Origin of the sequence: Rhizobium sp. PP-CC-3G-465, from assembly GCF_004343445.1 — a bacterium.
GTDB classification, from domain to species: domain Bacteria; phylum Pseudomonadota; class Alphaproteobacteria; order Rhizobiales; family Rhizobiaceae; genus Ferranicluibacter; species Ferranicluibacter rubi.
Window position 1 is genome coordinate 1,474,322 of sequence record NZ_SLYH01000001.1, and the last position, 17,950, is coordinate 1,492,271.

General features: G+C 64.1%; 17 protein-coding genes. 11 read left to right on the forward strand and 6 right to left on the reverse strand.

The features are described 5' to 3' along the window. The first annotated feature begins 194 nt into the window (after positions 1–194). From C8J33_RS06905 to C8J33_RS06940, 8 genes are all read left to right on the forward strand, one after another. Complete coding sequence (locus tag C8J33_RS06905; RefSeq protein WP_132663535.1) at positions 195–1,697, forward strand: replicative DNA helicase; 1,503 nt, start codon at positions 195–197, stop codon at positions 1,695–1,697. Between the two features lie 97 nt (positions 1,698–1,794). Continuing rightward, the gene (gene alr / locus C8J33_RS06910) at positions 1,795–2,940 is read left to right on the forward strand and encodes an alanine racemase (protein ID WP_132663536.1); all 1,146 of its coding nucleotides are present in this window, start codon (positions 1,795–1,797) and stop codon (positions 2,938–2,940) included. 57 nt (positions 2,941–2,997) lie between these two features. Continuing rightward, the gene (locus tag C8J33_RS06915; RefSeq protein ID WP_132663537.1) at positions 2,998–3,303 is read left to right on the forward strand and encodes a type II toxin-antitoxin system ParD family antitoxin; all 306 of its coding nucleotides are present in this window, start codon (positions 2,998–3,000) and stop codon (positions 3,301–3,303) included. Next, positions 3,263–3,553: a type II toxin-antitoxin system RelE/ParE family toxin gene (locus tag C8J33_RS06920; protein ID WP_165929748.1), complete on the forward strand. Its 291-nt coding sequence runs from the start codon at positions 3,263–3,265 to the stop codon at positions 3,551–3,553. The genes C8J33_RS06915 and C8J33_RS06920 overlap by 41 nt, the downstream gene beginning before the upstream one ends. Then, positions 3,554–4,957, forward strand: a complete 1,404-nt coding sequence (radA, locus tag C8J33_RS06925; RefSeq protein WP_110799661.1) for a DNA repair protein RadA — start codon at positions 3,554–3,556, stop codon at positions 4,955–4,957. 189 nt (positions 4,958–5,146) lie between these two features. Next, positions 5,147–5,764, forward strand: coding sequence for a CvpA family protein (locus C8J33_RS06930; RefSeq protein WP_110726467.1), 618 nt, complete (start codon positions 5,147–5,149; stop codon positions 5,762–5,764). 139 nt (positions 5,765–5,903) lie between these two features. Then, positions 5,904–7,424: an amidophosphoribosyltransferase gene (gene purF, locus C8J33_RS06935; RefSeq protein WP_110799662.1), complete on the forward strand. Its 1,521-nt coding sequence runs from the start codon at positions 5,904–5,906 to the stop codon at positions 7,422–7,424. 3 nt (positions 7,425–7,427) lie between these two features. Next, entirely contained in the window at positions 7,428–8,174 is a 747-nt protein-coding gene (locus C8J33_RS06940; RefSeq protein WP_132663538.1) for an SDR family NAD(P)-dependent oxidoreductase, read from the forward strand. A gap of 3 nt (positions 8,175–8,177) precedes the next feature. Here the strand turns inward: C8J33_RS06940 and C8J33_RS06945 are convergent, their stop codons facing one another. Continuing rightward, entirely contained in the window at positions 8,178–8,786 is a 609-nt protein-coding gene (locus C8J33_RS06945; RefSeq protein ID WP_132664477.1) for a LysE/ArgO family amino acid transporter, read from the reverse strand. Positions 8,787–8,900: 114 nt separating this feature from the next. Between C8J33_RS06945 and C8J33_RS06950 the strand changes: the two genes are divergently transcribed. Next, positions 8,901–9,809 (forward strand): LysR family transcriptional regulator ArgP, encoded by a 909-nt coding sequence (locus C8J33_RS06950; RefSeq protein ID WP_132663539.1) that lies wholly within the window; start codon positions 8,901–8,903, stop codon positions 9,807–9,809. A 17-nt stretch (positions 9,810–9,826) separates the two neighbouring features. Here the strand turns inward: C8J33_RS06950 and C8J33_RS06955 are convergent, their stop codons facing one another. The 3 genes from C8J33_RS06955 to C8J33_RS06965 form a co-directional block, all read right to left on the reverse strand. Beyond that, entirely contained in the window at positions 9,827–10,219 is a 393-nt protein-coding gene (locus C8J33_RS06955) for a VOC family protein (protein WP_132663540.1), read from the reverse strand. Positions 10,220–10,260: 41 nt separating this feature from the next. Beyond that, positions 10,261–11,109, reverse strand: a complete 849-nt coding sequence (gene pssA, locus C8J33_RS06960) for a CDP-diacylglycerol--serine O-phosphatidyltransferase (protein WP_132663541.1) — start codon at positions 11,107–11,109, stop codon at positions 10,261–10,263. Positions 11,110–11,252: 143 nt separating this feature from the next. Further along, on the reverse strand, positions 11,253–11,951 hold the full coding sequence (locus tag C8J33_RS06965; protein WP_110726473.1) for a phosphatidylserine decarboxylase: 699 nt from the start codon (positions 11,949–11,951) through the stop codon (positions 11,253–11,255). A 215-nt stretch (positions 11,952–12,166) separates the two neighbouring features. Here C8J33_RS06965 and C8J33_RS06970 point away from each other — a divergent pair, with 215 nt between their 5' ends. After that, positions 12,167–13,024 (forward strand): glycosyltransferase family 8 protein, encoded by an 858-nt coding sequence (locus C8J33_RS06970; RefSeq protein WP_132663542.1) that lies wholly within the window; start codon positions 12,167–12,169, stop codon positions 13,022–13,024. Between the two features lie 30 nt (positions 13,025–13,054). Here the strand turns inward: C8J33_RS06970 and C8J33_RS06975 are convergent, their stop codons facing one another. Beyond that, positions 13,055–14,941 carry an ABCB family ABC transporter ATP-binding protein/permease gene (locus C8J33_RS06975; protein ID WP_132663543.1) on the reverse strand — a complete coding sequence of 629 codons (1,887 nt, stop codon included), beginning with the start codon at positions 14,939–14,941 and terminating at the stop codon, positions 13,055–13,057. Positions 14,942–15,120: 179 nt separating this feature from the next. Further along, positions 15,121–17,031: an Ig-like domain-containing protein gene (locus tag C8J33_RS06980; protein ID WP_132663544.1), complete on the reverse strand. Its 1,911-nt coding sequence runs from the start codon at positions 17,029–17,031 to the stop codon at positions 15,121–15,123. Positions 17,032–17,286: 255 nt separating this feature from the next. On the opposite strand from C8J33_RS06980, the gene C8J33_RS06985 reads away from it, so the two are divergent. Beyond that, the gene (locus tag C8J33_RS06985; RefSeq protein WP_110732643.1) at positions 17,287–17,907 is read left to right on the forward strand and encodes a TIGR00730 family Rossman fold protein; all 621 of its coding nucleotides are present in this window, start codon (positions 17,287–17,289) and stop codon (positions 17,905–17,907) included. The last annotated feature ends 43 nt before the right edge of the window (positions 17,908–17,950 follow it).

The following is a 17,950-nucleotide window of genomic DNA, read 5'->3' on the forward strand; positions in this document are numbered from 1 at the left end:
CGCTGCCGTGGCATATCCGGTGGCCGGTCAAGCAGAGATGGCGCAGACGGGACCGATTTCTACCGTACCCTCCCTGCGGCTGTGGAGAGCGGTAACAGGCCGTGCCCTCACCCCGACCCGGCACCAGCACCGCTTGACACCGTGTCCCGATCAGCCAATCACAGGCCCTCAAGCGGTACAGACGAGAGATGACGATGAATGAAGCAGCGCGCAGAGTGGCAGCGATGAGCCAACAGCCCATGGAACCCCAGTACCGGGAAGCTCCGAGCAATATCGAGGCGGAACAGGCCCTGCTCGGCGCGATCCTCGTCAACAACGACGCCTTCTACCGCGTCTCGGATTTCCTGAAGCCGGTTCACCTGCACGAGCCGCTGCACCGCAAGATCTACGAGGTCGCCGGCGACATCATCCGCATGGGCAAAACCGCCCATCCCGTGACGGTGAAGACCTTCCTCGCACCCGACCAGAAGGTCGGCGACATGACGATTTCGCAATATCTCGCGCAGCTCGCGGCCAATGCCGTGACGATCATCAATGCCGAGGATTACGGCCGGGCGATCTACGATCTGGCGCTCCGCCGCTCGCTGATCACCATCGGCGAGGACATGGTCAACATCGCCTTCGACGCACCGCTGGACATGCCGCCGCAGGGGCAGATCGAGGATGCCGAGCGGCGCCTGTTCGAGCTGGCCGAAACCGGCCGCTACGACGGTGGCTTCCAGGCGTTCAACGACGCCGTGGCACTGGCCATCGACATGGCGGGCCAGGCCTTCGAGCGCGACGGCCACCTGTCGGGCATCTCCACCGGCATTCACTCGCTCGACGGCAAGATGGGCGGCCTGCAGCGCTCCGACTTGATCGTGCTCGCCGGACGTCCCGGCATGGGCAAGACCTCGCTGGCCACCAACATCGCCTACAACATTGCAGCCTCCTACGAGCCGGAGATCCAGGCGGACGGCTCCTACAAGGCAAAGAATGGCGGCGTCGTCGGGTTCTATTCGCTTGAAATGTCGTCCGAACAGCTGGCGACGCGTATCATCTCCGAGCAGACGGAAGTCTCCTCCTCGAAAATCCGCCGCGGCGAGATCACCGAGCACGACTTCGAAAAGCTGGTCGCCTGCGCCCATATGATGCAGAAGGTGCCGCTCTATATCGACCAGACCGGTGGTATCTCGATCGCCCAGCTTTCCGCGCGTGCACGCCGCCTCAAGCGCCAGCGGGGACTCGATTGCCTCGTGGTGGACTATATCCAGCTGATGACCGGCGCCGGCAAATCCGGCGAGAACCGCGTGCAGGAAATCACCCAGATCACGACGGGCCTGAAAGCGCTCGGCAAGGAGCTGAACGTTCCGATCATCGCGCTGTCCCAGCTGTCGCGTGCGGTGGAAAGCCGCGAAGACAAGCGCCCGCAGCTCTCCGACCTTCGCGAATCCGGCTCGATCGAGCAGGACGCCGACGTCGTGCTCTTCGTGTTCCGCGAGGAATACTATGTGAAGAACATGGAGCCCCGCGACGAGTTCGACCCGAAATACGAGGAGTGGAAGCAGACCTTCGAGAAGGTGAAGGGTACGGCCGACGTCATCATCGCCAAGCAGCGTCACGGACCGACCGGCACGGTAAAACTCGCCTTCCAGTCCGAATTCACCCGCTTCACCGACCTCGCCGACCCCTCGTTCACGCAGTACGAGGAGCATTGATCGGGATGGGGGATGGCGCTATCTCGCTGAAGTGAGCGAGGCCTGAGAGCGTGTCCGCATTCAATGGGCTCGCTCCCCGCAAACTTCCGAGGGTATCATGGACGACGTCTTTTCCGCTGCGGCGAACCGCCTGACCATCGACCTGCAGGCGCTGGCCGATAACTGGCGCCAGATGAAGGCGCGGTCGGGACGTGCGCGGGCGGCGGCCGTGCTGAAGGCCGATGCCTATGGGATCGGGATCGAGGCGGCGGCGGAGACGCTTTACCGGGCTGGAGCGCGGGATTTCTTCGTGGCGAATGCCGAAGAGGGTGTCGATCTTCGCCCGCTGGTGCCCGAGGGCCGCATCTATGTGCTCGCCGGCCTCTGGCCCGGCATCGAGCCGCTGTTCTTTGAAAACGGGCTGGTGCCCGTCATCAATTCCGAGGAGCAGCTCGCCTTCTTCATGGCGGCCCTTTCCGAGCATGGCGATCACCCTTGCGTGCTGCATGTGGACACCGGCATGAACCGGCTCGGCCTTTCCATGGAAGAAGCGATGGCGCTTGCCTCCGACCCGGCGCGCCCGGCAAGCTTTTCGCCGATGCTGGTCATGAGCCACCTCGCCTGCGCCGACGATCCCGCGCATCCGCTGAACGCCCGGCAACTCACGGCCTTCCGCGAGGTCAGCGCCGCCTTCGAGGGCGTCGAGGCGAGCCTTGCCAATTCTGCGGGCGTTCATCTCGGGCCGGACTATCATTTCGACCTCACCCGCCCGGGCATCGCCACCTATGGCGGCGAGGCGGTCAACGGAATGGCCAACCCGATGACGCCGGTCGTGACCGCAGAGGCGCGGATCATCCAGGTGCGCTCGGTAGCGAAGGGCGGTTCGGCGAGCTACGGCGCCACCGCCGCCTTTGCCCGTGACAGCCGGATCGCCATCGCCTCGGTCGGCTATGCCGACGGCTACCACCGCTCGGTTTCCGGCAGCGGCGTCGCCCTGCGGCAGGCGGCACCCTCCGGCGCTTATGGCTTCCTCCATGGCCGCAGGGTTCCCCATGTCGGCCGCGTCACTATGGATCTCAGTCTGTTCGACGTGACGGACCTGCCGGAAAACGCGGTGCGTGCAGGCGATTACATCGAACTCTTCGGACGCAACATCGCGCTCGACGATGTGGCGCGCGCAGGCGGGACAATCGGCTACGAGCTGCTGACAAGCCTCGGCCACCGCTACGATCGCGCCTATCGCGAGGCCGACGAGGAAGTTTGACGCGGCATCTTGGAATGCCGTTCGAGATACGCTAGAAGAGAACAAAGGGAGATCAGAATGACTGACATCCATTTGAGCGACGAAGATTGCGCCTTCATCGAAGGGCAGCTGCAGATGGGTGCCTATCGCACCGCCGACGATGTGATCCGTGCCGGACTTCAGGTTCTGCGGGAAGAGGACGAGGAACTGCGGCGCCTCATCAAGATCGGCGAGGACGGTATCGAGGCAGGGCGGTACGTCACGTTCGAGAAGGTTGGCGACCTGAAGAAACATATCCTCGCACTCGCACGGAAACGACAAGATGCTCGCTCGGCGCCTGAACATGAGCCGTCGCGCACTGAAAGACCTGGCGGACGCCTTTGAGTACATTGCAGAAGAGAACCCGGTCGCAGCCGACGCTTTCATAACCGACCTGACGGATCACATCGAAAGGATGGCAGGCCTCGGCCTCATCGGCACCAGCCGCGACATCGTTCTCGGTCTGCGGTATTTCGTCTATCGCGAGCGCCGCATCTATTTTTTCGTCACTGAAACAGACCTCAACGTCCTGCGCGTCCTTCACGGACGCCGGACCATCTTCGCCTCAACTTTTACCGAAAGCGATACCGACTGAATGGCCAAGGCCAGAACGAATTTCATCTGCCAGAATTGCGGCACCGTCACCTCCCGCTGGGTGGGAAAGTGCGAGGGCTGCGGACAGTGGAACACCATCGTCGAGGAGGACCCGCTGGGCGGCATCGGCGGCGGGCCGGGCAAGACGCCGAAGAAGGGGCGCCCCGTTGCGCTGACCACGCTTTCCGGCGAGACAGAGGATGCGCCGCGCATCACGACCGGCATCTCGGAGTTCGACAGGGCGCTCGGCGGCGGCTTCGTGCGCGGGTCGGCGGTGCTGATCGGCGGCGATCCGGGCATCGGCAAATCCACGGTTCTCATGCAGGCGGCGGCAGCTCTTTCGCGCAACGGCCATCGCATCATCTACGTCTCGGGCGAAGAGGCCGTGGCGCAGGTGCGGCTGCGGGCCCAGCGGCTCGGCGCTGCGGATACCGACGTGCTGCTGGCCGCCGAGACCAATGTCGAGGACATCCTCGCGACGGTGTCTGAGGGTAAGCGGCCCGATCTCTTCATCGTCGATTCCATCCAGACGCTCTGGAGCGACGTCGTCGATTCGGCGCCGGGCACTGTGACGCAGGTTCGCACCGGCGTGCAGGCGATGATCCGTTTCGCCAAGCAGACCGGCGCCACAGTCGTGCTTGTCGGCCACGTCACCAAGGAAGGCCAGATCGCCGGTCCGCGTGTAGTTGAGCACATGGTCGATGCCGTCCTCTATTTCGAGGGCGACCGTGGGCATCATTACCGCATTCTGCGCACGGTAAAGAACCGCTTCGGGCCGACGGACGAGATCGGCGTGTTCGAGATGTCGGACAAGGGACTGCGCGAGGTCACCAACCCCTCAGAGCTTTTCCTCGGCGAGCGCAATGCGAAATCGCCGGGTGCTGCCGTGTTCGCCGGCATGGAAGGCACGCGGCCGGTGCTGGTGGAAGTGCAGGCACTGGTGGCGCCGACCTCGCTCGGAACGCCACGCCGCGCTGTGGTGGGTTGGGATTCAGCGCGGCTGTCGATGATTCTCGCGGTGCTGGAAGCCCATTGCGGCGTGCGGCTCGGGCAGCACGACGTCTACCTCAACGTGGCCGGCGGATACCGTATCGCGGAGCCCGCGGCGGACCTTGCCGTGGCTTCCGCACTGGTTTCCTCGCTTGCCGGACTTGCCCTTCCCACCGATTGCGTTTATTTCGGCGAAATCAGCCTGTCCGGGGCCATCCGGCCGGTTGCGCATACGGCCCAGCGCCTGAAGGAATCCGAGAAACTCGGCTTCTCGCAAGCTGTCCTGCCTTCCGCCTCCCCCGATCTGCCCAAGGGCTCGGGCATGGTGTGGAGCGAGATGGAGAGCCTGCCGGATCTGGTCGCGCGCATCGCCGGTGCCAAGGGTGCTCTGCGCCAGACGGATGAGGACGACTGACCGGACGGCGGGAGACCGCAAGACGGCTACTGCCCGAGATTATCGGGCCAAAGCATATCGGGACACGGCCGCCGTTTCGGTATAGATGCTGCGTCCGGTTCCGCGAGAGATCGGAGCCGGGTTCACGTGCGGTGACTGCAGATGCCCCGGTGCGGACCCCGCCTGGCGCTTGTTCGGAGTAGGACGACCATGCCCATAACCATTCTCGACGGGATCGTGATCGGTGTCGCGCTGTTCTCGGCCGTCCTTGCGATGGTCCGCGGCTTCTCGCGCGAGGTGCTTTCGGTTGCCAGCTGGCTCGGTGCCGCAGCGTCTGCCTATTTCCTCTATCCCTACCTGAAGCCCTATGCCGCGCAGTACACGACGAGCGATGCCATCGCCACGGCCGGTTCGGCCGGCGTCATCTTCCTCGTCGCCCTGATCATCATCTCCTTCATCACCATGCGGATTGCGGATTTCATCATCGACAGCCGCATTGGTGCGCTCGATCGCACGCTCGGCTTCCTGTTCGGTGCGGCACGCGGCGTTCTCCTGATCGTCGTCGCCATGCTGTTCTTCAACTGGATCGTGAAGCCCGAGCAGCAGCCGACCTGGGTCATCCAGGCGAAATCGAAGCCGCTGCTCGACAATCTCGGCACGAAGCTCGTGGCGCTGCTTCCGGAAGATGTCGGCACGACCGTGGTGAACCGCCTGACCGGCAAGCCGACGCCCGAAGGCGAGCTGGACGGTACGACGCCGCCGAACGAGCCGGTTCCATCCGACGATGCGCCGGCCCTTGCGCCCGCTGCGCCGACGACCAACAACTGACGCGCCTGCGCCAGAGATGCCAGCCCGCTTTGCGGGCTGTTGTCGTTTCATCGCTCTTTTCGCCGGTATTGCTGGTTGAAGGCGCGATGACGCGCTACGATATGCCAACCGCACCCGCCGAGAAAAAGGTGATACCGCGATGACCCTGTCCCAGTCCCCCACTGCCGCCGCCAAAAACCTGCGTGCGACCGAGATCCATGACGAGATGGACGGCGATACGCTGCACGAAGAGTGCGGCGTTTTCGGTATCCTGGGGCATGAGGACGCCGCCACGCTGACGGCGCTCGGCCTGCATGCGCTGCAGCATCGCGGACAGGAAGCGGCCGGCATCGTCACCTTCGACGGGCGGCAGTTCTACACCGAAAAGCGGATGGGCCTCGTCGGCGACCACTATACGGACCCCGCGACGCTTGCCAAACTGCCGGGCTTCATCGGCATCGGCCATACGCGCTACTCGACGACCGGTGAAGTGGCGTTGCGCAACGTGCAGCCGCTGTTTGCCGAACTCGAGGTCGGCGGCATCGCGATCGCGCATAACGGCAACCTGACCAACGGCCTGACGCTGCGCCGCCAGCTGATCGCAGATGGCGCCATCTGTCAGTCGACCTCGGATACCGAAGTCGTGCTGCATCTCATCGCCCGTTCCAAGCATGCCGGTTCCGGCGAGCGTTTCGTCGATGCGATCCGCCAGGTCGAGGGCGGCTACTCGATGCTCGCCGTCACCCGCACCAAGCTGATGGCGGCGCGCGATCCCTACGGCATCCGCCCGCTCGTGATGGGCGAACTCGACGGCAAGCCGATCTTCGCTTCCGAGACCTGCGCGCTCGACATCATCGGCGCGAAGTTCGTGCGCGATGTCGAGAATGGCGAAGTCGTGATCTGCGAGATCCAGCCCGACGGTTCGATCAGCATCGAATCGCGCAAGGCGGAAGCGCCGATGCCGGAGCGGCTCTGCCTCTTCGAATATGTCTATTTCGCCCGGCCCGATTCGGTCGTCGGCGGCCGCAACGTCTATGTCGCCCGCAAGAACATGGGCATCAACCTTGCCAAGGAAGCACCGGTTCAGGCGGATGTCGTCGTACCCGTTCCCGATGGCGGCACGCCGGCGGCCATCGGCTTTGCGCAGGCGAGCGGCATTCCGTTCGAACTCGGCATCATCCGCAACCATTATGTCGGGCGTACCTTCATCGAGCCGACGCAGTCGATCCGCGCCTTCGGCGTGAAACTGAAGCACTCCGCCAACCGCGCGATGATCGAGGGCAAGCGCGTCGTTCTGATCGACGATTCGATCGTGCGCGGCACGACCTCGCTGAAGATCGTCCAGATGATCCGCGAGGCGGGCGCGCTGGAAGTGCATATCCGCGTCGCAAGCCCGATGATCTATCATCCGGATTTCTACGGGATCGATACGCCGGACGCTGAGAAACTGCTGGCCAACCAGCATGCGGACCTTGCCTCCATGTGCGCCTTCATCGGCGCGGATTCGCTGGAGTTCCTGTCGATCGACGGTCTCTACCGGGCTGTCGGCGGCGAGCCGCGCAACCCGAAGGCGCCGCAGTTCACCGACCATTACTTCACGGGCGACTATCCGACGCGCCTTCTCGATCGCGAGGGGACCAGCAATGTCCGCAAGCTGTCCGTCATGGCGAGCAACGGCTGACGCATGAACCCGATCGACCTGAAGGGGCGCATCGCGCTTGTCACCGGCGCCTCGCGCGGCATCGGCTATTTCACGGCGCTTGAGCTGGCCCGTGCCGGCGCACAGGTGATTGCCTGCGCGCGGACCGTGGGCGGCCTCGAGGAACTGGACGATGCGGTCAAGGCCGAGGGCGGCCTTCCGCTCACGCTGGTGCCTTTTGACCTTGCCGATATGGAGGCGATCGACCGGTTGGGCGCGGCGATCCACGAGCGCTGGGGCCGGCTCGACATTCTCGTCGCCAATGCCGGCGTGCTCGGCACGATCTCGCCGATCGGCCATGTCGAGGCGAAGGTGTTCGAAAAGGTGATGACGATCAATGTCACCGCGACATGGCGACTGATCCGCACGGTGGAGCCGTTGATGATCCAGTCGGATGCCGGGCGCGCGCTGATCCTCTCCTCGTCGGCCGCACACAAGTGCAAACCGTTCTGGGGCCCCTACTCCGCCTCCAAGGCGGCCGTCGAGGCGCTGGCGCGGACATGGGCCGGGGAAACCCAACGCCTGCCGTTGCGCATCCTCTCGGTCGATCCGGGCGGTACGCGCACAGCCATGCGCGCGCAGGCCATGCCGGGCGAGGATCCGGAAACTGTCCCGCACCCCTCCGAGGTCGCGCGGACGCTGCTGCCGCTCGTCGGGCCGGACCAGACCGAGACCGGCAAGCTGTTCGTGGTTCGCGAGAAGCGGATCGTGGATTATCGCCTGCCGGAATAGCCGCTACAATCCCATCACAAGCCTCAGCGCGATCGCGAACATGACGATGCCGATAATCGCCTCCAGGATGCGCCATGCCGCTGGCTTCTCGAAGAGCGGCCGCAGGCGGCGGGCACCGTAGCCGAGCGAGAAGAAAAACAGGAACGAGGCGGACATCGCGCCGGCTGCAAACGCGCCCTGCGCACCGGGAAACCGCGTCGAAATGGTGCCGAGCAGGACGACCGTGTCGAGATAGACGTGCGGGTTGAGCCAGGTGAGCGCGAGGCAGGTCGCCAGCGTGACGCCAAGGCCGCGGCCCGTCTGCCCTGACATATCGAGAGCACCCGAAGCGCGCATGGCCGACAGCAGGCTGCGTGCACCATAAACGAACAGGAACGCGGCGCCACCATAGCGCATGAACGGGTCGATACCCGGCAGGATCTGCGCGATCTGGCGGAAGCTCGTGACACCCAAGGCGATCAGGGCAGCATCGGACACGGCACAGGCGAGGCAGACCGCGAAGATGTGCTCGTTGCGCAAACCCTGCCGCAGCACGAAAGCGTTCTGTGCGCCGATGGCGACGATGAGGGTGAGGCCCATCGCGAGACCGGTCGTAAAAGCGCTCAGGGTCATTTCGTCGAGCAGTGAGGCAGGCGGCATTGATCTCTCCCGAGTGGTGTGAGCTTCGATAGCGCTGAGTCTCGAATTAGGATAGTTAATGATCCTAATATTGATGAAGGACAGCTAATGGCGCTTGACTATATCTCCCTTCGCGCGGTGTCTGCCGTCGTACAGACGGGAAGCTTTGAAAAGGCGGCGCGCTTGTTGAACGTCACGCCGTCCGCCATCTCGCAGCGCGTGAAGGCATTGGAAGAGCGCCTGGGAACGGCGCTCATCATCCGCGGTGCGCCCTGCGTCGCGACCGAGAAGGGGGCGTGGCTCTGCCGGCACATGGAGACGGTGGGCATGCTGGAAAGCGAGCTCTTCAGCCACTTGCCAACACTTGCCGATCCGCTTTCGCCCAGTGCCCGCGTCACCCTTCACATCGCCACCAATGCCGACAGCCTTGCCACATGGTTCCTGACGGCGGCCTCAGCTTTTTCACGCGACGCGCCGCATCTTCTCAACATTGCAGTTGATGATCAGGACCATACGGCCGAATGGCTGCAACAGGGGCGCGTGCTGGCGGCCGTCACGTCGCTGGAAGCACCGATTTCCGGCTGTCGCCGCACGCCGCTCGGCGCGTTGCGGTATCGGGCGACGGCGAGCGCGGATTTCGTGGAACGGTATTTCGACGGCGGCATGACGCCATCCGCCTTCGCCCAAGCGCCGGCGCTGACCTTCAACCAGAAGGACCGGCTTCAGAGCCGATGGCTCCGGCAGGCGCTCGGCGAGGACCCGGTGTGCCCCACCCACTGGCTGCCTTCGACGCAGAGTTTCGTGGAGGCAAGCCTGTCCGGAATGGGGTGGGGCATGAATCCCGAGATCCTCGTCGCAGAGCACCTCGCCAGCGGTCGGCTGGTCGAGCTTATTCCGGACAGGCCGCTGGATGTTCCATTGTTCTGGCAGATCAATCGGCTCGCGGCAGACCAGTTGACCACGCTGACGCGGGCGGTGGTCGATACGGCGCGTGGGGTGCTTCACGCGCCATCTTGAGCGTCATCGCCGACTGATTACCCAGAGACTGGGGTGCACAGCTCCACCAGCAAACCATCAGGACACCTGACATAGGAGACGAACTGACCCCAGGGCTGCTTCTTTGGCGAACTGATCTCCTGCGCACCGCATGTCAATGCAAGGGCATGGGCCACGGCCACATCGTCGGTGACGAGAGCGATCTCCATCCCGAGAGGATGCTTCGACGCGTGCGCGAGCACATAGCCTTCGGGAAAATGGGCAGAGGCGAGATGGGTCGAGGCGAAGGCCAGCGTCGTCTCACCCGTCTCCAGTTCGCCGTAGTCCCCGCCCTCATGCAGGAACTTGACAGGGACGCCGAACGCCTTCTCGAAAAAGTCGAGAGAGGCTGCGACGTCGGGGACGTAGGTAATCGTGTAGCCGAACTTCATGGGCCAAATTCCCTCTTGCTGCCTCACCTCGGCCTGCTCATTTATTGTCCTGGCAAGCCGTCGTCCCTGACGCCCTCAGGATGCTCCGGCCACTTGCTGCCATACTTCTTTTTCCAGGCGCGGGCGCCGAAGGGAAGCGTGGCGAGGTAGGCGATGGCGGTGATGACCATAGTTTCCCAGGTGAAGCTCATCAGGGTCGCGACATAGATGACCACAGCCAGAATGACCGGGAGAACGAGATCGCGGCGGACGCGGTTTTCCGATTTGCCCGACCAGACGGGCAAACGGCTGACAAGGAGGAAGGCGATGAGCAGCGTATAGGCCGAAAAGATGAGGCCAATGGTGCGGTTGGGCTCGACGCCGATGAGGCCGAGATAGACCGGCAGAAGCACCAGCATAGCACCCGCCGGCGCGGGAACGCCGACGAAATATTCCGACTGCCACTTCGCCTTGATATCGCGCTCGGCCATCACGTTGAAGCGGGCCAGCCGCAGGCCGGCGGCGATGACGTAGATCAGGGCTGCGATCCAGCCGATCGACTTGGCTTCGTCCAGCACATAGGCAAACAGCACCAGTGCCGGGGCGACGCCGAAATTGACGATATCGGCGAGCGAATCCATCTGCACGCCGAATTTCGACGTGGCCTTCAGGAGGCGGGCGATGCGGCCATCGACGCCGTCGAGAAAGGCCGCCACCAGCACCATGGCCACCGCCAGCTCGAACCGGCCTTCGAAGGCCAGCCGCACGCCGGTGAGGCCGGCGCAGATGGCCAGCACCGTGATCAGGTTGGGAATGAGCAGCCGCAGCGGGATCTCCCGCAGGCGCGGGCCGCGGGCCTCGTCGTCTTTCGGCCCGTTCGGCTCGAAGGGGGGAAACGGCGTCGTATCCATGGCGCTTGGGTCCTCGGGAGCACGGCGGGACGGGTCGTCCCTGCGGAAGAATTGCAATTCAACATAGCGCGGCGGCGGAAGCGTTCCAGCGCGGTCTCACCTCATCTCCGATCAAAGCGGCTTGATCGGGCATCACCTTGACGTCAGTCGCGGCGACCGAGCGTCGGGCCCTTTTCAGAGCCGAACTCGGCCAGCACGGTCTCGCCGGCGATGGCGAGCTGTCCGAGGCTGACACGCGGCTCGGCGCCGGCCGGCAGGAAGACGTCGAGGCGCGAGCCGAAGCGGATGAGGCCGAATCGCTGGCCTGCCTGCAGCTGCTCGCCCTGCGAGGACCAGCAGATGATGCGCCGGGCAACGAGGCCGGCGATCTGCACCGTGCCGATGGCGCCATGGGCGGTCTCGATGACGAGGCCGTTGCGCTCATTGTCGCTGCTGGCCTTGTCGAGTTCGGCATTGACGAACTGTCCGGCGCGGTAAGCGATGCGCGTGATGGTGCCGCGCATGGGGGCGCGGTTCACGTGACAATTGAAAACGTTCATGAAGACGGAGATGCGCAGCATCGGCTCGAAACCGAGGCCCAGCTCTTCCGGCGGAACGATATGGGCGATGGACGAGACGCGGCCATCGGCGGGGCTGATGACGAGATCGTCATCGACCGGCGTCACGCGCTCGGGGTCGCGGAAGAAGTAGGCGCACCAGGCGGTGAGGATGAAGCCGATCCACAGCAGCGGCTCCCACAGGAAGCCGAGAAGAAGGGAGACGACGAAGAACCCGGCAATGAACGGGTAGCCGGCCTTGTTGATCGGCACCAGCGTGTTGCGAACGGACGTGATCAGGCTCATGAGGGCAGCGTCTCCATTAAACTCCGTTCCTGCACCTATAGGGAAACGTGCCCTGCGGCAACAATCGCGGTGATCAAGGGGATATGGGGCATGACTGCGAAAACGGTAGCGTTTCCTCGTGCGAAAGGCCCTACGCCTCAACAGTCTATGCGAACCGTTGACCTCATATTAAGGCTCATTATAACAGACCTATCTTATCTAAAGAGAAGACGGACATGCTGGCATGTTGCATCGACCGGGATTATGCCGAGCTTGCCGCCGTGATGCTGCGTTCGGCGCACGTCAACGGTAACATTCCCGACGTGGAATTCTGCGTTCTGGGCGACGGGCTGCGGGCGTCCGACAAGGAAAAAATCCAGCGCTCCGTCGGGCGGCCTGTCACGTTCATCGATATCGATGACGAAATGCTGGGCAGGATCAAAAACCTGAGAACGACGAGCGGATGGAGCCGCGCGACCTATGCGCGATTGCTTCTGCCGGACCAGATGGGCGCTGCCTATCCTCGCATTGTCTATCTGGACGCCGATACGCTGATCCTCGGCGACATCTCGTATCTCTTCACCCTGCCGCTCGGCGATCATCTCGTTGCAGGCGTCGCAGCCCGTGGCAGCACGAGTTCGGCCGAACTGAACATGGCGCTGGGGCGAAGCGACGATGCGTTCTATTTCAATGCCGGCGTTCTCGTCATCGACGCGACCAAATGGCGAAGCGAGAAGGCGAGCGAGACATGCTTCGCGCTCCTCCATTCGAGGCAATTCCCGTTTCTCGATCAGGATGTCCTCAACCTGCTCGCCAGCGGCCGGGCGCTGCAGCTCGGCTGGCAGTGGAACGCGCAGATGGCGGACGACTATACCGATGCGGTCGTCGTGCACTTCACCCATGCGAAGCCGAACTCCTTAGAATGCCGGCATCCACAGCAGGGCGCATACCTCGCGGTTCGCGCAACGACGGCCTGGGCAGACGCACCTCTGCGAACGAAGCGGCAGAGGCAATGGAAGCGTTATCGCCACTCCATCCGTAAAAGATGGCTGGCCGTGCTCCGCCGCCTTTCACCCCGGCGCGCGACGCCCTGAGCGACGCAGAACTGCCGACCGATAGGCGTCTCAAACCGCCGGCGGGCGGCGGGTGACGATACCGAGATCGTCTTCGTCCTGCACCTTCTTCAGCTGCTCGGCCGCCTGGGTCGCCTCCCGCTGGCGGCTCCACATCGAGGCGTAGAGCCCGTCCCGGTCGATCAGTTCGCCATGGGTGCCGCGTTCGGCAATCACGCCGTCCTTCAGCACGATGATCTCGTCGGCCTGGATGACGGTCGAGAGGCGGTGGGCGATGACCAGCGTCGTGCGGTTGCGCGAGACGATGTCGAGCGCTGCCTGTATCTCCTGCTCGGTGCGCGTGTCGAGCGCCGAGGTCGCCTCGTCGAGGATGAGGATCGGCGGGCTTTTCAGCACGGTGCGGGCGATGGCCACGCGCTGCTTCTCGCCGCCGGACAGTTTCAGACCGCGCTCGCCGACCATGGCGTCGTAGCCCTCCGGCAGTGTCTCGATGAAAGTGCCGATCTGCGCGATGTCGGCGGCAGCCTCGACCTCGGCCTGCGAGGCCGACGTGCGGCCGTAACGGATATTGTAGGCAATAGTGTCGTTGAAGAGCACCGTATCCTGCGGGACCATGCCGATCGCCGCACGCAGGCTCTTCTGCGTCAGGCTGCGGACGTCCTGCCCGTCGATGGTGATCGACCCTTGCTGCACGTCGTAGAACCTGTAGAGCAGGCGCGACAGCGTGGACTTGCCGGCGCCCGAGGGACCGACCACGGCAACGGTCTTGCCGGCGGGAACTTCGAAGCTGATTCCCTTCAGGATCGGGCGTGCCGGATCATAGGCGAAATGCACGTCCTTGAAGACGATGGCACCCTTGTCGATCGCGAGTTCCCTCGCGCCGGGACAGTCGACCACCTCGGCCTGTACCTCGAGTAGATCGAACATCTGCTCGATATCCGTCAGGCCCTGGCGGATTTCGCGATAGACGAAACCGATGAAATTGAGCGGGATCGACAGCTGCATCAGCATGGCATTGATGAAGACGAAATCGCCGATGGTCTGCTCGCCGCGCTGCACGGCCAGCGCAGACATGATCATCATGATGGCGGTGCCGAGGCCGAAGATCACCGCCTGACCGAAGTTCAGCCAGCCGAGCGAGGTCCAGACCTGCGTTGCTGCCTTCTCGTAGCGCGCCATCGACTGGTCGAAGCGCGTCGCTTCCATCTGCTCGTTGCCGAAATATTTGACGGTCTCGAAATTGAGCAGCGAATCGATCGCCTTGGTGTTGGCATCCGTGTCGCTGTCGTTCATCGAGCGGCGAATGGAGATGCGCCAGTCGCTCGCCTTGACCGTGAACCAGATATAGACCGCAACCGTAACGGCGGTGACCAGCAGGTAGGAGAAGCCGTAGCCCCACCAGAAGATCGCCGCGGTCAACAGGAACTCGATCAGCGTCGGCACGGTGTTGAGAATGGTGAACCGGACGATCGTCTCGATGCCCTTGGTACCGCGCTCGATGATGCGCGACAGGCCGCCGGTCCGGCGCTCCAGATGGAAGCGCAGCGAGAGTTGGTGCATGTGCACGAAGGTGCGATAGGCGAGCTGGCGCACCGCATGTTGGCCGACGCTGGCAAACAGCGCATCGCGCAGCTGGTTGAGACCGGCCTGCAGGAGACGCGCCAGATTGTAGGCGACGACCAGCATCAGCGCGCCGGTCATGACGGCCGGCAGGACGCCGCTCATATCGGCGCGGCCGTTCAGTGCGTCGGTCGCCCATTTGAAGAAATAGGGTACGAGCAGCAGCACGACCTTGGCGATCAGAAGGATCACCGTCGCCCAGACCACGCGCATCTTCAGGTCGGCCCGGTCGCTCGGCCACATATAGGGCCAAAGGTTGAGGATGGTCCGGAGCGGATTGCCGGCATCGGCCGACACGGTCTTCTTCTGGTCCGTCATATCTCTTCGATTTCACGCCGGCAGGGCTGTGCGGCCGACAGGGGAGTGCCGGTCAAACGTGCGAACGGCGCCCCCTGCGGAAGGCGCCGTTCGCGTCGAGCATCACATAGGCTTACCCGGCGGCCGCGGCAATGGCCTTGCGGACATGCCTTTGCTTGTTGCCACCGGGCGCGCTGCCGTCAGGGTGTGTGCTGCATATGCCGGCGGTGGATTTCCTGCGATTGCGCATCCGGCAGCGCCGTCTCGGGAACGCCGAAGACCTGACCCGGCAGGATGCGGTCGGGATCGAGGATCTGGTCCTCGTTGGCCACGTAGATCGTGGTGTAGCGCACCCCTGCCCCGTAGACCCGGCGCGAGATCTGCCAAAGCGTATCGCCACGGCGGATGATCACCGAGCTCTTGCTCTGCTGCAACGGTGCCTGCTGCACCGTCTCCGGCTCGCCGCTGGCCGTCTGCGAAGACGGGGCGACGGTGGGTTGCGATGGGGCTGCACCCGGCGCGGTCGAAGGCGTGCCGGCGTCCGTGTTGGGAGCTGGCTGGCCGGCTATGGACTGGCTTGTGGAAGGCTGGCCCACAGGTGCAGGCGATGTCGCAACGGACGGAGCCGTCTCCAGCACGCGGGCCATCGCGGTATCGAGGCGGCCGATGACCGCACCGACGGCCGCGGCATCGCGCGGCAGCGGCTTCAGGATCGCGAGCGCTTCGCCGGCTGCCTTCGTGGTGGCGTTGACGCGGTCGGTCACACTTGCCTGCATGCCGGTGACCGGCTTGACACCGGCCAGCGACGTCAGGGCGATTTCCGTGGCGGACCGTGCGGCTGCGAGCTGGTCGAGACCGGGCAGCTTGCCGCCGGCATAAAGACCCTTCAGCAGCGCGAAAGCCTTGGCCGCTTCCATGCGCGAGGCATCGAAGATGGCGCCGTCGAAGGCCGGATCGGAGCCGCTGGCCGGTGTCTGGGCGACGGCCGAGATCTGGTCGCCTTCCGGACGTTCGAAGGGAACGGCAGCGCGCATCTGCACCTTGCCGTCGGCGCCGACCATGTCGACCCGGATGACGTGCTGGCCGACGGACAGGCTGAGTTCGCCATCGATGACGAAGCGGCCCTGCGCGTCCGCCTTGCCTTCGCCGACCAGTTGGTCGTCTGCATAGATGCGCACGGTCGAGCCCGGACGCGCCGTGCCGGCGACGAACAGCTTGCGGCCCTCGATTTCGACGGCGGAGACGGCAACCGGCGAGGCCGGTGTGCCCGGAGCCGAGGTGCCCGGAGACGGCGTGCCATTGGCAGGAACGGGAACGGATGTCGTCGGTGTGGGTGTCTGAAGGGCGGCCTGATCGCCGGCAGCAGGTGCTGCGCCCGTGGGTGCAGCCGGGGCTGTCGCTGCCGGTGCAGCCAGCTCGCTCGGCGCGGTCAGGATACGACTTGCCTGTCCCGGCTTCGTCACCATGGCGAGAAGCTGGCCGTTGTCGACCTTGGGAATGGAAACGGTTGCGACTTCGTCTGACGCGGTGACGGCACCGGATGGCGTCGTGCTGCGCAGCGTCAGCTGATAGTCGCCGGGCGGAAGCGGCTTGTCGAAGACGGCCGCGAAATCGCCGGTGCCGCCGACATCGGCCGTGCCGACGACGGCATTGCCGTTGACGATCTCCAACTTGCTGTTGGGCTCGGCACGCCCGGCAATGACGGTGGAGCCATCGGGCTCGACGCGCAGCACGTCGAAGCTCGGCGTATCGGTGCCGTCAGCCATCTCAGTTGGCGCAGCGGGTGTCGCGGTCGAAGACGGCGCGGCAGCCTCGCCGGACGGAGCCGGCTGGGCGGTGTTCGCCTGATCGGTATCGGCCTGGCTCGTGGGATTTGCGGCATCGCCGGCACTGGGGCGGTTGCCCTTGGCGTCGGCCGTGGTGGTATCGCCGCTGCCAGAGAGCGCGTCGGGCGCATCGTCCGCAGCTGTCGAGGGGCTTTTCGCACCCGTGCCTTCGGCAACCGTCGGCACTGCCTCGTCACCGACATTGGGCAACACGACGAAGATCATCAAAAGCGTGGCGATTGCCAGCACGACGAGCGCGACCAGACCTGCCGTATTCTTCCTCATGCACCTCTCCACCACGGACGTTTCGGCTGACTGTGTTCGCCAAAAACGCTTGCCGTGTTCTGCAGCCCCAACCGGGGGCCATATCGTCTTGCGCGCAGGCGGCTCTGCTCAACGCACATCTCTTGAAATTGCTAGCGATATCCGGCCTTCTCCACAAGCAGCGATGCATGTTCTGAAGGCTTCGTGCGTGCCTTTTTACACGTTTTGCCTCTTCCGTACCTTGACGCGGTGCAGGACCGGATGTCTGCTTCCCCTATGAGTGATCAAACTGTTCCGATTCGATCCATCTGCGTCTATTGCGGTTCCCAGCCCGGACGTGAGCCCGAATTCATGGATGCGGGCCGCAGGCTCGGCAAATCCATCGCAGAGCATCATATGCATCTGGTCTATGGCGGCGGCACCAAGGGCATCATGGGCGCCGTCGCGAGCGGCGTCCTGTCCAATGGCGGCCGCGTGACCGGCATCATACCACAGTTCCTGATCGATATGGAGGCCACCCGGCACTCGCTCGGTCAGTTGAGCGAACTGGTCGTGACGGCCGACATGCACGAGCGCAAGCACAAGATGTTCGAGCGTGCCGACGCCTTCGTGACGCTGCCGGGCGGCATCGGCACGCTGGAGGAGATTGTCGAGATCATGACATGGGCGCAGCTCGGACGGCACCGCAAGCCGATCGTGCTCGTCAACATCAACGGCTTCTGGAACCCGCTGATGAAGCTGATCCACCACATGGCCGATAGCGGCTTCATCCACACCGCGCATCTCGTGCAGCCGCTGGTCATCGACGATCCGGATGAAGTGGTGCCCGCGCTGAAAGCCCACTGGGCCGGTACGGTCGATCGCGGCGGCGAGAGCGATATCATCGACAAGCTGTAACGTGCAGCCGCTTTAAACAGGCGGCTCACATTGCGGCTAACCG